Below are 14,901 nucleotides of genomic sequence, written 5' to 3' on the forward strand. Positions count from 1 at the left end.
AAAGATCGATTACCTAATGTAATATCAGTTAGTTATAAAAGACGATTAGGGATGTCTGTCATGTCAAAACCGAAGACAAAGAAGAGGCAGCGTAAAAAAGGCTTAAGCTTACAATCGAAGATCGCAAAGCAAGTTACAGCAGTAAAAAAAGAACCGCCAGGTAAAGTGTTTTCAAGACCCGGTGGTAGAGCGGTTAGAACTAAAATCATTCCTGCAGCAATCTTATCTCAAAGCCGGAGCCTTCCAAAAAAGCAAGCTCTACATGAGCTTCAAAACCTTTTAGTAGATAAAACTTCGAGGGATAAAGCTATTGAGTGTAGATTTCCGCAAAATTTCCAGATTAAAAGCAATCTTAGGTACAGAGAATCTGAACATGGTGTCGGCTTCGATCTTGCGTTTGAGGCCAGAATACTACAAGAATTTTCTAATGAAATCTCAGAATTCTTGAGGCTTAAAGATGATTTCGATAGTTGCATATTACTCTCCAAACTTGATGAAGCTGAAGAAACTTTACTTAAAATTAAAGATGCTTATGGATATAGCAACTGGTATTTTTCATCTAGGCTCAATTTATTTTATGAAAGGAATGAGCATAAGAAAGTAACGGACTATAGAAACGAAGTTTTTGAAAGGTTCAAGAAAGAGGATTTTAATAGCTTATCTGAAGTCTATGTAAACTACCCTTTCATTCGATGTGATAAAGGAGTTTCTTTTGACAGATATGCTTTCTCAATAGAACACCAATCCGAAGAGCTTTCGCTTGAAAATGATCTCTCCAGCGTAGAGGTTGTTCACTTTTCGCACTTCTATTCTCCTTCCCATGTATACAAAAAATACTCTACATTAATAAGTGAAAACTCTTCAAATAATATTATTGATAGATATCTAGGATTTAAGAGGATTCTTTATTCGTGCGTCTTACATGGAGAAGAAGTCTCTGAGTGTATACTTTACATAGACTCACTAGCAAATGAGATTAAAGATAAATCTTTTTTTAATATATATTCTTTTATGAGTGATTGTCGTATTGAGCATGATCTTCTTGACTCAATGCTTATCGATATATGTGATTTGTATGTTGAGGGAAAATATAAAGAGGTAGTAGAAAAATCTGAGATCTTACTTAACTTAAAACCTACTTTTACCTCAGTCAATGAAATTTATATTAAATCACTAATTAGGTGCGGGCAAAGATCTAAGATTGGGTCGTTGTTAGGAACTATTTGTAACAGTATCATAGATTTATATACTAGTAGTGATAAAAGAAAGATTATAACAGATCTTAAAAAATATTATTTGAGGTTCTACCATTGTGACTGGTCTTATTTTATTAAGTTACAGTTTAATAAATTTTCCACTCATAAGAATGAAAATAATATTGAGTTTTTATACAAGTTTCTAGATATAAATTGTTCATTGGCGAACCCATTTTCAACAATTAGAGCGAAAGACAGTAACGAGCTTGAAAATAGATCCGTTTCGATGAATCTACTAAGCTCATCTCCAGAAGTGGTAAAAAGTCTTACTTCGGTAGATAAAAATAGAAAGTTAAAGATATTGGGAGACTACTATTTCACTAAAGAAGATTATAGAAAAAGCGAGGAAAACTACCTAACTCTATCGAAATGTAATGATTTTCTATTCTCTGAACATGCCAAATCACAATTAGTTTCTTGTTATTTTAAAACAAAAGACTTTGGTAAAGCTATCCATGAGCTTGCGATATTGATTATCGAAGGTAAAGGTCAAAACTTATTACCTTTGAACGAAATATATAGCTATATATATAAAGAAAACAAAAAAGAATTAAGAGTTAAAGAGTTATACGAGCGAGCAATAATAGCACACCAGTACTTCACCGTATATAATAGCGAAGATGGTGAAATTGTAAGCTTGCTCTGTGAAGATATATTAGAAAAAGAGCAAATATATACCCAGGTAGATTTAAATATACTAAATGATAAGTTATACATATATTTCTTTAGAAATGTCCTTACACCAGAATTTCTTGAAAAAATTGATATTTTCAGCTCTGTAGAAGATGTGTATATATTTAGGTTCTTCGTCCTAAAGAATCTTATCTCTATCACGCAAGACACAACTCTTAATAGTGAAATGTTCAATAATATTGAGCAATTTGTTAAGGAAACTTGTGTTTGTGAGGTAGGCCTTGGAAGAATTGAGGTTGATGTTCTCTCTATTAGAAATGAATTATCTGAATCACTTCTTGAAGCTTTTGAAGAAATAAAAAATTCGGATAAAAATCCTTTTCTAGAATCAGATTATATGGAAGTTACTGGCGAGAAAGGTACGTATACAGTTAGCAGTAATAAATTCTTTGTCGATGTTTTAGATCTTTATTACCAGATACGAGACGTTTTTACTCTAAGCCCTTCGCATGGGCTTGATTATTTTCTAAATATGAATATTAGGCATGGTGGTATTGTAAACTTATTATGGGGACCAGCTAAAAGTCATAAAATATGCTATCAAAAAAATGATAAGGGATACTTTGAAAAAGAACGATATTGGTTTGATCAGAATCCTTATATTACAGCAGAGGCAAGAGAGTTTCTTGACTCCTCTCTTAGAAAATTCTCTAAACAGCTTGATTTTGAAATACAAAAGATTAAATCATACATTCATATAAACACCGGCGAGTTTCAAGATGAAGGAAAAGCGTTCAATTATTTCACTGATCAGGACTTTGTTGAAGGGATTGCGAGAAGTATTAATAGTGAAAGTACTATAGATGAATTTTTGGATGTAGTGCTTAAGGATCTTATATCCGTAACAGAGCATTCTTTGTGTGAATTAATTACACATATAGATGTTGAGCTTAGAGGGAATATAAATAGTGTTTTCGACTCTCTTAAAGATCAGTTTGAAAGTATTGGTTATAAATTCGATGAGCTGATGAGAAAGATTAAACTTGCTCAAAGAGAAGTGAACGAGAAAATTGATGAGTTAATAACTTGGATGAGCTGGAAAAATGAAACTAAACAAAGTTTTATGTTTGGCTCAGCTATAGCATCAGCGAAAGAAATGCTTTCTAGTTTACACCCAAATAGGAAGATAGATATAGAGTATTTAGACGAATATCAAAGGCTTATTAAGGGTGAATTCTTTAGAAAATTTACTATGGTATTCTTGATACTATTCGAAAACGTCGTTGTACATTCAAGTGAAGAAAATGACATTGCTATTACTATTGAAATAAAGAGAGTCGACGGCCAGATATTAATCTTAGTGTCGAATTTTTTCGAAGAAAAAGTTTCATTGGAGCTGAAGAATAAGATAGATTCGCTGAATGGAAAGATTAATGATAGCTTTATTTCTGAAGCAAACAGAGAGTCAGGTAGTGGGCTTTTTAAAATAAAAAAGGTGATTACCAAAGACATGAAAATTGCTAACTTTCTTAGCTTGTCCTTAGATAGCAATATATTTAGTGTTCATCTTTATTTAGACGAAGGAGATGTAAATGAAACGCATACTTAACTTCCTCATAGCAGATGATAACTACGAAAAAAGACAAGATCTTTCAGACTTAGTAAGTGAAAACTTTGTTGAGTGTAATATAGACTTTTCTGAATCGTTTAACAGCACATCTAAAATGCTCCGAGAACAAACTTATGACCTTGTCCTACTTGACATGTCAATGCCAAGTTTCGATCCCAGAGATGGTAAGTCAAAATCTCCCGTAAAAGCTCTAGCCGGGAAAGATTTGATGTTAAAAATGAGATATAGGGGAATTAGTTTCCCAGTAATAGTTGTTACTCAATTTGATATTTTCGGACGGCATAGTGATGCAGTTGGTATAGATAAATTGGTTGACGACTTGAGAGATGACTTTCCTGATAACTTCATAGGGTGCGTCTTCTATAACACTCAGAGTAAAAGCTGGAAACAAGAGCTATTAGATATGATAAGTGGAGTTGTAAATGGGTAGATACTTGATAGTAGAAGACGACGATGCAAAGTATGAATCCATAAATCGTGCTTTGGTAGAAATAGGCATAAGGAAGGAAGACGTAGAGCATGCGCCAACAGTAAATGCCGCCACCATATTATTGAGATCAAATCTTTATGAATTACTGATTTTAGACTTGAATTTACCTATGGTTAGTGGAGGTAAACCAGTCGAAAATGGGGGGGTCACCTTACTTAATAAATTAAAAAATAGCTCATATAAATATAACTTACCTTCAAAAATAATAGGATTAACTTCATATCCTGGGTTAAAAAATAATTATGAAGATCAGTTTGCTAGTTTGTGCTTCGCTATTTACGACTACGAAAGGATTGAATGGAAGGATGCTTTAAGTAACGCGGTAAATTGGAGCATACAATCTAATGCTTCTAGCCGGAGAGTTTCAGGAAAGAAAATTTTGTTATCTGTGCATGGCATACGTACCTTAGGAAAATGGCAAGATGAATTAGAAAATATGGTAATTGCGGCTGAATTAGATTACGAAGTTAAGAAGTATAGATATAACTATTTTTCTGCTTTTCAACTTGCTATACCATATTTTAGAACGAAGGTTATTCAGCGATTGTCAAAGGAGCTTGAACATATAAGTGATCATAACCCAGATAGTACGATTGTAGTTTTATCTCATAGTTTTGGTACCTATGCTGTGACTAAGGCGTTAGAAATTTTGCCAAAAAGCTGTGATCTAAAAATTGATAAGTTGTGCTTTGTAAGTTCTGTTTTGAAATCTAGCTATAACTTTGAAGATATAAAGAGAAGATTTAAAATATCTAGTGTAATTAATGAGTGTGGAATTGATGATAACGTGTTGATCTTAAGCCACTACCTGTGTTGGGATATGGGTATGGCAGGTCGAACAGGCTTTGTTGGTACTGAAGTAGTTAATAGATATTACAAGGGTGGGCATGATTTTTTTAACCGTGAAAGTGATTTTATTGACTTATTCTGGATACCAATTTTTAGAGATGAGCTTGACGAGCATAATGAACGGGATTTTGGATATTTTAGAGAAAACATTGAGATAATACTTACAACCAAATTTGTTCCTGTAATTCTTTTTATGGTTATTTTTGTTTATATTCTTAAAGAAGATCTATTTTCTTTTATATCGATGTTTTTTGATTTAACATATTAAACATTAAGGTGGTGATACTAGCCTCTATATAAATAAAACCTTCTGAAAATATGGTTTTATACTTTTACATAAAATTATTCATATTGGCTAATATTATATGGAGAATATTTATATTTTTTTAGTGACCAGATCAAATTTACGGTGTAAAAACGCTGTTCAAATCCCTTCTTTTCCCACTTAGCGAAGTCTACTTCGACAACCTCATTGGGTATTACTTCTACTGCCATGTCCCCACTCATTTCTTCCAAATAACACTTCTCAAAGCAATGGATTAAGTCTGTAACCGCGCTGGTACGCTCTGTTCGATTCAAAACTAGAGTACTCCTTCGTCATCAAACTGCGCCGTTGCCAATGCTACGGGTCCACTCTCGGTAAACTCTATGAGACTTAGCTCATCGATTCGAAAAGAGGACAGCCAATTTTAGTTGACGATTTTCTTCATCTCCTACGTTTTTTGAGTGTTATCAATAGTAAGGAAGCTGACATGAGTCATCCCCGCTTAGAGCTAATATAGTAGGAAGAAACGCCTTATTACCATTGTCTTTGTCGCTGTGTTCGCCGTGCTTTATTGTCCGAAAAAGATAGGTTGCCGATACGGATTACAGCCATCGTAGGCAGTTTCTATAGTTTTTAAGCTCGATAGTTAGAATCGAATGGGTAGTAGCATTACAACATACTTAAAAAAGCACCCATAGAGTCCGCTACGCTGTATGTTACTGGTTCTAATTCGTCAGACTCATTGTGATCCCATAAGACTATCGATGGGTCATCTTTTTGTTGTCGAAAGTCCATACATAGAAAGTCCCCCCCGAAGATAGCTGCAAATGGTATGAGTGTTGTTCCTATCTGTTCTTCATCATCAGTTAATCGATCTTCTATCTGGGCGATAACTACGCTGATCTCGTATTGACCATGCACCGCTTCATTTCTTGGATCGTCAAGTAGACATAAAAATTGCTCGATCAATCTATCTTCACTGTCAGCTTCTATCACTAGTTTGTTTGGTCTGCCTCCATTCGAACTATTAATGAAATCAATAAACTCCATAGGAAGTTTAACTCTATGAAAAGATTCGAATTCTTTGACCCGTTTGGCACTTGGTGGAGGTAAAATAGTTTCTCTTTTTATGTTCATCATCTGTTCCTATCGTTTAGCATCAGCCCAGTTTCCTTTGGATCTTCCACCTGAGTGATTGATGGAATTGTGAGGGCCAAACGGAACCAACTCCATACGCCCAGGAATCTCAGAATGATGCCAAGTGAATCCTTCTGGTTTACCACCAGGTATTCGAGAGTCTAACCACTTAAACTGTTTGTAATCACTTTGTTTCCATAGTTCAGGTGGAAGTTCGTCTAATTTTTCAATTAACCCTGCAGCTTCGAAATCAGGGTACTTGGTTCCGACCTTATATGGTATGTCTGGTATCAAACCTCGCGCTATGGCATCTGCTTTTATTGCGCGTTTTTCTTTGATAGTTAAAGATGCGCCGTCGGTAAAGCTTTCCCAAGACCAAGGTTTGTTCGAATTTATGAGTGCCGCATATTCATCAGATTGCTTAGCTAGTTTTGAACTTTGCTTACTTACTGTTGTAGTGGACTTTGTTACTGGTACATCCGGCGTTGTCTTGTTTACTTTTGTACCTAATTTCGCTGCGCCTTTGCCCCCCATAGCTATATCTGCGGCGATAACAAGTACGTCAGATGCTATCTCGTGTGGGGGTTGGTTTACAAAGTCTTGAGCAATTTGGGCGCGTAATTCAGGGTCTTGGTAAAGCTTTACTACGCCATCTTTTAAGCTGTTACGCGTGTCGGGGTTGATAATCAAGTCGCCTAATCCTGCCACGCCGCTCACAAGCCCCGTTCCTATTCTTGCTGGGAGCTTCAATGCCGCAGCGGCGAACCGGATAGGCTCAGGGGTCGAAGGATCTGCACCTATTTGATCAAACGTTTCACTGGTATCAGATTCCCATGCAGCAACATCTTGAAGTAATTCGCTGACCTCTGAGAATCCCCATCCCACACTGACAAGTAGCTTCTCTGCGACAGACGTATCGCTCCAGATCTGATTTTCCCAAGGTACATCGGATGCTACCAGTGGGGCTGCTTTACCGCCCTGAGAGGTTGGTTGTGTAACACCTGGTCCGGGGTTGTTACTGCTAGGTGATGACGCTTTCGCACGCTTAACTGCTTTTTGGCTAGACCCAGCCATAGGTTGAAGCTGAAAACTACTTGGATCTTGCTTATCGACTAAATAGTTGGCTTCCTGGAATACCAAGACATCGCCGTTGGCTATTAGGCCGGTTAACTCTTGTAGTAACGTCTCGTCTGATTTCAGATGAAGTAACGGAGGGGTGTCTTTTAGTTGGCAATAGAGCGCGCGAAGGTTAAAAGGCACCCCCCAACTCTCAGAATGGCTTTGCAGTAGCAAACGAGCATAGTAGTCGTCCCGGACATGCCATATCGCATCCATCTCGTTTCGACCATCCAGTTGATGGCGTGCCAGAAAGAGATAGCTAGCAGATAAGCTATCGATCAATAAAGTTTGATTGACTCGGGCGCGTTCACCAGCAGGGGTTTTAGTAAACATAGACGCCCCTCGTGGTGAGGTGCGTGTGCTTTTCCATAAGCTTCACGTCCACATTCCTTGTGAAATTAACTGTCAACTATCATCAGAAGAGCGTTTAGCATATCAGGCCACATGTGAGTTTCAACTTTTCCAGAAAATTAAGCGCCTGCTAATCCTTTGTTGATGTTTAACCCCTGTGCAGTAATGAATGTGGTGTTTTCAATCTTTAGATTCCCTGATTATCATTGAGGTTTGGTTAGTTTAAGTGGCTGTTATTGCCAAAGAAAAGAGCAAGTTAACCATCAATAAGGGATATGTATCCTGCTCAGCGAGGTATTCGCCATTAATTCGTGCTGCTTAGCATGAACAGTCTACTACGCTAGTATTGCGATTATGCTGCATTTCTCTTGAGGGCGGAAACTGCTAGCCAATCACTTTTATCTCGTCGGCAATCCCCAACAAGGCAATGGCTGTTGCCTGAAAATTGATACCAAGCAATAAATGTTCGATTGGGTAAGGTACACACCATCGTTGGCGCCGTTGGCGGCTAGGCTTAAACGGCAAGCTTGTGTCGACAAAGGATGTTGCCGTGGCCTCTTTTTATCAACGTCTACCCTTTCTCTTGTTTGTGGTTGTTCTGAGCCTTTCGTCCGGTCTTGGTATTTGTACTGAGCTCGCAGGAGATCCTTTGAGCAATTTGGTGACGCAGTTTCAAGCGATACAAGGCAAAGATTTTCCATGTCAGTGGCGTTCAAAAGGCCCCTATAACGGGCCTTATGTCATGGTCGAGTGTCAGCCAATCAAGGTGGATATTGAGTGGGAAGTAGCTGAAAAACACGAAGGCCCAGATTTCACCGATAAGATGTTTTGGCACATAAAAGAGCGCGGTATAGGTGAATTACATATTTTTCAGGCCAAGCCAGATTGCAAAATCACATCAAAAAGTTGCGTTGAAATTTTTCGTGCTGTCGTACCTGGGTTTTCAGCGATCAGGCCTGAAAGTCGCCAGACTAAAATCGTCAGAAACTACGCTCAATTCTGGCGCAGACAGGATGATGGAGATGAGTTTTATCCCTATTTCGACTCGTGGCGGCATGCGAATTTCAAGGCGAAAACCTATTGGCAAAGCGCGTGGTTCTTCTTGGAGGCAAAAAGAGGCAGTACGGTTCATAGTGATAGTCATATCAATTCCCCGCAGCTCCAGTGGTTTCAACATGGCGACTTTTCTGGCGCCAATAATATTGGCCAGCTTGATCTGGTGAATGGCGCACGTGCTAATGAAGAACTGTCAGATGGACTCTCTATGGTTGATTTGGCGCCCACCTATGAAGAGTTCTTTAGCTTGCTGCAGGGTAAGAAAATTGAGAAAAATTTTAGAATAGATTTCTCATCAGATTGGGCTTACGGCGAAGCGCATAAGCGCCACGTTCAGGGGGATTTGAGTTACACGCTGTCGGCCACTCGACCCGGTATGCTGGTTGTTTCGCCTACCGGCTCATTTGAGGCTTTTCGAAATACCTCTAAGAAGTCGTTTGCCCCTCGGCAAAAGTCCTATCAAATAAAGAATGAAGGCGAGCAGGAGCTTAGTTTTAGTATCGCTGCTGACCAACCGTGGGTAGGCGTTCAGCCAAACAAAGGCAAACTAGCCCCCGATGAAACACTCGATATTCAGCTTTCTCTCAGGCCTGAGGCGGACAAGTTGCCAGCGGGCAAACATCAAGCGCAAGTGATGTTTGAAAACTCCTTATCTCACCTTGGCGATGGTTTTAGGCTGGTTGTATTGAAAGAGCGGCAGCGTTGGCGCTTGGTGATTGAGCAAAAAAATGATCTGGTGTTTGGCGACAGTTACCTGTTCGGTGGCATTGCGACAAAAGTAAACACGGAGATCGATTTTGAAATTGAAGATGGGAAGTTTAAAAATGGTAGTGGTAGAGCCTTTTTCGTGTCCCATCAATCCATCGCTCACCCTAAGGGCGGGTTTAATTGCAGCGTTAAAAAGGACCAAATTTATACCCCCCGTTTTGATGTTTCCGGCAGCGTTTCGGGCGGGTTCGTGAGTTTATCTCTGCCGTCAAAAAATATGGGCTATGAAGTGCAGTTCACTTGCGATGCCAACCCTAAGCCGTTGAAAGCATATTTCTACAGTTTTTACCAAAAAGCGAATCCAAAGGCGCTTAAAAAAGGGCAAAAGATCGCGGATTGGCCGAAGAAAATTCGCGAATATGTCGAGTCTGAGGCGGCTACCATCAGGACGAATGCTCACTTAACTTTTAACCAAGCGCTGTATCAGTTCCAAAAATCCTCTTGGAATACCATGCCATTGAAGCACCTGTATAGCCATCAAGAGGGAACCCCGGCTAGCGTCGACTACGACAAGTTGGTGTTGTATGAGCAGGATAGGTGACGACTGTTCGTGGCGCTTTCGGGTTATCTTATTTCCGTATTGGGAAATGGCTGTCCGCATTGATTTTGTTATGCGGCAAAGGCGTAAGCCGATAAGGTAAAATGAATAGGAAAGGCGTCGCCCTTCCTATTCATCACTGGCCGACTAAGACGCGTCGTTCATATCCTTATCATGCTTTCTCCGTCCGTCTTATCATGGAGTTCAAACGTGTTGTGAGGCGTGAGCTAATTCAGCTGTTTCACGGTTTCGGGCAACTCGGTCTTGGGGAACTGACTCATCAGCAGCTTTTTCTCTGATTTTGCCTGCTCAACATAACCCTGCTCGAGATAAGCGTTGATTAGCGCGAGAGAGTACTTGGGGTGGGAAAACTGTTTGCCGATCCGAGCCATGATCTCAAGCTCGACAAGCTTTTGCTCTGGCGTGTCTGCAAGCTGGTAAGCATAAAAGCCATACAACGCCATATAGTTCAGGTTGTAGCTTTCCTTTGCGCTGGCCAAAGCAATGTCGATGATAAAGGCGCCTTCGGTTCTTGCCCGCGAGATCAATTGAAACGTGGCTTCATCTCGATATAGGGTTCTGGTTTTTGGTGTCAGACCCAGTTTTACCACCAAGGCGTCAGCCGCTTTGGCCACAGACATGGGATTTTGTGCTGTGATCAGCTGACCATCTTCGGCCACAAAAGGCAGCATCGGCGCATTGGACTGGAAGATCGCGCCGCGTGTTTCCAGTTCGGTTTGTAGCATAAATGGAAACTTACCCAGCAACTCGGCGCTGAAGGCGTGTTCCTCTTTCAGGGTGAAACTGTTTACCCGTTTGCCCTTAACAAAGTAGTCACCATTCTCTTGTTTGATGTTTAACAACGCCGCCGGGCCATGGCATACCGCGGCGATCGGCTTGTTTTGATGGGCAAATTGCGTCACCAATGTCTGGGTATCTTTGTCAAAAGGCAGGTCGAACATGGCGCCATCTCCACCGATAACCATCAGCCCCTGATACTCTTGGGTCAGCGCCTGTTTGGCCGACAAGGTATTAGCCAGCTGGCTCAGTGCCGGCGTTTGTTGTTTAAACCGCTGAATGTACTCAAGGTCGTCTTTCTTGTTGTGAACAGGAACCGCGCCGCCTTTAGGGCTGACGATATCCAGCGTGATCCCATTGTTTGCCAGTACCAGATAGGTTTGGGCCAGTTCCTCAAGATCGTAACTGATGTTGCCATCGCTTTCGTTGCCGTATCCAGATATCAGCAATGCAACGCGGGTGTCAGAATATGCCGCAAACGAAACCGTAAATAAAATCAGTGCTAACAGGGAATAGAAACTTTTTTTCATGATGTGCTCCTCCGATATTAGGAGCACTTTAGCGATGCCTTTGTCGTGATTTTGTGAAGAAATCAGCCATAAATTAGGTCGGGTTGTAATGAATGGTCAGTGTGAACGCTGATGTTGTCTCTTTTGATGAAGAGTGTTCAGAGTTTAAGGAGACTGCGGGGGAGGAGTGCGTTTCCATCTGCCAATGGTTGACGGCACAGATACGCTCAATCAGGTTAAGACCCTGACCGATGCCAGTGCTTAGTTGAGCTTTAACTCCTGCTGCTTCAGGTTGCACCGGGACCGGTGTTGTCGTGTGGTTAATAAAGGAAAGCGAGGTTGGCGTAAGCCTGATTTCGACGTCGCTTCCAGTGGCGTATTGCACGATATTGGAGATGATATTATTGAGCAGGATCTGTGTCAGATTCAGGTTCGCGTGCAGGTAAATTCCTTCTTGCAGCGACAATTGCAGCGAGAGCTTTTGTCCTTTCTCAGAGTTGTTTAACTCAAAGTGTTCAAGCAGTGTGTTTTCCACTAACTGCGTCATATCTAATTCAGATTTCTGCTTCGATTCGTTTCGCGCCAGCGCTAATAGTGTGTGAGTTACCTTTTCCAGTTCAAAGATCGCGCGTTGCGCTTGCTGATAGTCGCTTTGTGTTAGCTGCTGTGAGTGACTTCGGCTGTCGAGAAGATTCTTGAGGATGCTGATCGGAGTTCGTATCTCATGGCTGACATCGCGGGTGAAATTTATCTCCCGCTGCAGCGCGTCCTGCAGGTTGAAAAAACTGGTTTCGACCGCGTTGGCAAGCACCCGTATTTCATTGTCTGGATAGTTGTTGGCGAACGTCGCGCCATTGCTTTCGGTGGGTAAACAGCTTACTTGGTCGGCCAGCTTTTTAATCGGTCGGGTTAGTCGTCGAGCAATCATAAAAGCGATGATGGAGACCAATGCCGCGCCAGCTAGCGCCTGCAGGGCAAGCCAGCCAAGCAGGTTTGGAAGATAATCTTTGCTGACCTCAAAGTCGTCAACCTTGGCCATTAACACATAATCGATCCCTTCCAGTTGTAACACATGAATATGCACCGTGGAGCCATCATTTAAGTCAAATTCAATGCGATCCTGCTTGCGTTTGCGGGCGTCTATTAGCTCTTGCGGCATACCCTGCCAATTGTGATGCAGGCTAACAAAGCCTGACCGGGGCTGGGGCAGGGTGCCGCTCTGTTGATAGGACTGCTCAATAAAATCCGCTTCGGCGGCGACCAGTCGGTTAAAAATATTGTCTTCAACCATCCAAGAATAGAGCAGGATCAGCAGGCTATAAATCAGCGTAATACTAATGGCGACACCTAACACAAGGCAGGTGATGGCGGAGGGTAAGCTTTTTTTCATTCGAGCCATCTGTTACTACTCGCTTGGTAGTGCCAATCTGAAGCCAATGCCATGGAGCGTTTTCAGCATTGGGTAAGTAAAAGGTTTATCCAGCACATTCCGCAGGGTGTAAATATGGCTGCGTAGAACATCCGTTTGTGGCGCTTCATCTCCCCAGATCTGCTCGGTCAGTTGTCGTTTGCTGACCGCGTTTGGGTAAGCGTCTGCTAACAGCTTCAGAATGGTAAAGTCAGTGCTTGAGAGCGATAGCGGCTGACCCGCTCGCGTCGCTGAGTGCTTATGAAAATTGACCTCAAGCTCACCGATGGTCAGCGTGCTTTGCTGATGTAGTTGATGACGTTTTCCCAACGCCAGACAACGAACATACACCTCTTGCAGTGCAAACGGTTTGGTCAGGTAATCGTCAGCTCCGACACCAAACCCTTGCACTTTTTCATCCAAACTGTCCCTTGCGGTCAGCATCAGCACCGGAATATTGGTACTCAGGTTTTGTTTGATATGGTTACAAATGCTGAGGCCATCCATATCGGGCAGCATCAGATCGAGTACCACAATATCGTAACGCTGTGCTGCCAGCAGTTGCAGTGCGGTTTTGCCATCAGCCGCATAGTCGACCACTAACCCCTTGTCGGCGAGGTAGTCGACAAGCTGTATTGCGATATCCTGATTATCTTCGACTACCAGAACGGCATACTTAGGCGTCATTGGCTTGTTTTTCCTCTATCAGAGTTAGCGCGCGTGCAATGCCTGCATCTCTTTGCTTCTTTATATCATCTACTGAGCGGTTAACCACATGATGGGGTTCGACACTGCGTCGTTCGATGTCGCCATTTGGCCGTATCAGCGTTCGGGTGGTGACATAGGCTCGCAACTTAGAATGGGGCAGGTTAAACAAATTACCCTGTGCGGTTTGATTGGCAAATCCCCCGGTTTTCTCACCAACCAGAGTAGCAAACTGATTGTCTTTCAGTGTGGTTGCCAACACGATAGCGGCGGAGTAGGTTATCGGCCCCACCAGCAGATAGACCTCGCCGTTAAATCGCTGCTCTGTTTCGATAGGCGTTTCCCACTCTTGCCATTGGGTGGTAATGAGTTCACCCACTTCACCTTTGTAGTTAAACCAGCCCCGGTTATCCCGGTTTAACTTCTCTCGTACTGAAGAAACCAGCCTGAACGGTTTATCCGCCAGATAGCGGCTCAGGTAGGTGACGGTGTCGGTATTGCCGCCCGGGTTATCACGAATGTCGATGATCAATGAGTGAATTTCATCCCGCTTTATTTCAGCAAATGCACCGTCAATAAAGTCTTCAAATTCATTTGGTTCTATATCGAAGTGGGCGAGATTGAGTAAACCTACCCCCGCTTGCAGCTGCTTATAGTAGTGTTCGCCCTGTTGCTCGTTGCTGTCTGCAGAAACTCGCTGCCAGGACTGATCTTTGGTGATGGCAAGCGAGGCTGATCTGCCATCGAGCTCAAATTCGAAGCTGTCAATGAAGCCGAAAACTGCCCAGAGTGACAGAGCGAACCGCTTGGCAACGACCTGCTCTCGCAACCGGCGAGATTCGCCACCGCTGTATTGCTGCAGCGTATTGACAATGGAGGAGGCTGTTACGCCGTTGATGGTAAGTACCTGGCTGCCAGCCGCTAGCTTCTGCTTCCCGCTTTGATAATCATATTTTAGGTAGATCACCCCTTGTTGTGAGATCACCACATCAAAAGGAAACGGCTTGTGGCCGTCCTCTTTGAGTTGTTTGTACTCCTGATATGGCCAAATCAGGAATGAATGGCCGTCATTTAAATGGTGGTTAAGCCTGCCAGCGATGCGATAAAAATCGGTCCTAAGCAGGGGCTGCGTGATCTCAGCTTTGACCTCTTTGACTGCAGCCTTAAGTGAACCCATATCCGCATAACCATCGAGTTCTGGGTGGCGTTCCAAAACGCCTGTAACAAACGCATCTATGTCCTGATGCATCTGCTCGACGGTCAGCTCTTTCTCCATCAGGGATGGATCTTCCAATGGCGGCAACAGGTCTAAATGATCTGGATGACAGCCAAACAGCCATAGTGCTGAGAGGAGGGTGAAAAATAGAGGTTTGTTCATCATCGTGGCCG

The 14,901-nt window shown here is 42.1% G+C and carries 11 protein-coding genes; 4 read left to right on the plus strand and 7 right to left on the minus strand.

What is annotated here, in order from left to right:
- Positions 1-60 precede the first annotated feature (60 nt).
- From EZV61_RS02865 to EZV61_RS02875, 3 genes are read left to right on the plus strand one after another with little or no spacing between them, the layout of a single operon-like run.
- Positions 61-3,498 (plus strand): tetratricopeptide repeat protein, encoded by a 3,438-nt coding sequence (locus tag EZV61_RS02865; RefSeq protein ID WP_131414263.1) that lies wholly within the window; start codon positions 61-63, stop codon positions 3,496-3,498.
- Positions 3,482-3,949 carry a response regulator gene (locus EZV61_RS02870; protein ID WP_131414264.1) on the plus strand — a complete coding sequence of 156 codons (468 nt, stop codon included), beginning with the start codon at positions 3,482-3,484 and terminating at the stop codon, positions 3,947-3,949. Before EZV61_RS02865 ends, EZV61_RS02870 begins: the two co-directional genes overlap by 17 nt.
- Positions 3,942-5,126 carry a response regulator gene (locus tag EZV61_RS02875; protein WP_131414265.1) on the plus strand — a complete coding sequence of 395 codons (1,185 nt, stop codon included), beginning with the start codon at positions 3,942-3,944 and terminating at the stop codon, positions 5,124-5,126. Before EZV61_RS02870 ends, EZV61_RS02875 begins: the two co-directional genes overlap by 8 nt.
- 74 nt (positions 5,127-5,200) lie before the next feature.
- On the opposite strand, the gene EZV61_RS19375 is transcribed toward EZV61_RS02875, so the two are convergent.
- The 3 genes from EZV61_RS19375 to EZV61_RS19565 all read right to left on the minus strand — a co-directional run bounded on the left by EZV61_RS19375 (position 5,201) and on the right by EZV61_RS19565 (position 7,712).
- Entirely contained in the window at positions 5,201-5,353 is a 153-nt protein-coding gene (locus EZV61_RS19375) for a hypothetical protein (protein WP_165569511.1), read from the minus strand.
- 439 nt (positions 5,354-5,792) lie between these two features.
- The gene (locus EZV61_RS02880) at positions 5,793-6,263 is read right to left on the minus strand and encodes an SMI1/KNR4 family protein (RefSeq protein ID WP_131414266.1); all 471 of its coding nucleotides are present in this window, start codon (positions 6,261-6,263) and stop codon (positions 5,793-5,795) included.
- 6 nt (positions 6,264-6,269) lie between these two features.
- Complete coding sequence (locus EZV61_RS19565) at positions 6,270-7,712, minus strand: HNH endonuclease signature motif containing protein (RefSeq protein ID WP_240695139.1); 1,443 nt, start codon at positions 7,710-7,712, stop codon at positions 6,270-6,272.
- Between the two features lie 547 nt (positions 7,713-8,259).
- On the opposite strand from EZV61_RS19565, the gene EZV61_RS02890 reads away from it, so the two are divergent.
- Entirely contained in the window at positions 8,260-10,095 is a 1,836-nt protein-coding gene (locus tag EZV61_RS02890; protein WP_131414267.1) for a hypothetical protein, read from the plus strand.
- Positions 10,096-10,319: 224 nt separating this feature from the next.
- Here EZV61_RS02890 and EZV61_RS02895 read toward each other — a convergent pair whose 3' ends face one another.
- The 4 genes from EZV61_RS02895 to EZV61_RS02910 all read right to left on the minus strand — a co-directional run bounded on the left by EZV61_RS02895 (position 10,320) and on the right by EZV61_RS02910 (position 14,890).
- Positions 10,320-11,420 (minus strand): type 1 glutamine amidotransferase domain-containing protein, encoded by a 1,101-nt coding sequence (locus EZV61_RS02895; RefSeq protein ID WP_131414268.1) that lies wholly within the window; start codon positions 11,418-11,420, stop codon positions 10,320-10,322.
- Positions 11,421-11,493: 73 nt separating this feature from the next.
- Complete coding sequence (locus tag EZV61_RS02900) at positions 11,494-12,798, minus strand: sensor histidine kinase (RefSeq protein ID WP_131414269.1); 1,305 nt, start codon at positions 12,796-12,798, stop codon at positions 11,494-11,496.
- A 6-nt stretch (positions 12,799-12,804) separates the two neighbouring features.
- A complete protein-coding gene (locus EZV61_RS02905; RefSeq protein WP_131414270.1) occupies positions 12,805-13,494 on the minus strand; it encodes a response regulator transcription factor in 690 nt (229 codons plus the stop codon).
- A complete protein-coding gene (locus EZV61_RS02910) occupies positions 13,484-14,890 on the minus strand; it encodes a S41 family peptidase (RefSeq protein WP_165569513.1) in 1,407 nt (468 codons plus the stop codon). The genes EZV61_RS02905 and EZV61_RS02910 overlap by 11 nt, the downstream gene beginning before the upstream one ends.
- Positions 14,891-14,901: the final 11 nt, after the last annotated feature.

This window comes from Corallincola luteus (assembly GCF_004336975.1).
Classification (GTDB): domain Bacteria; phylum Pseudomonadota; class Gammaproteobacteria; order Enterobacterales; family Neiellaceae; genus Corallincola; species Corallincola holothuriorum.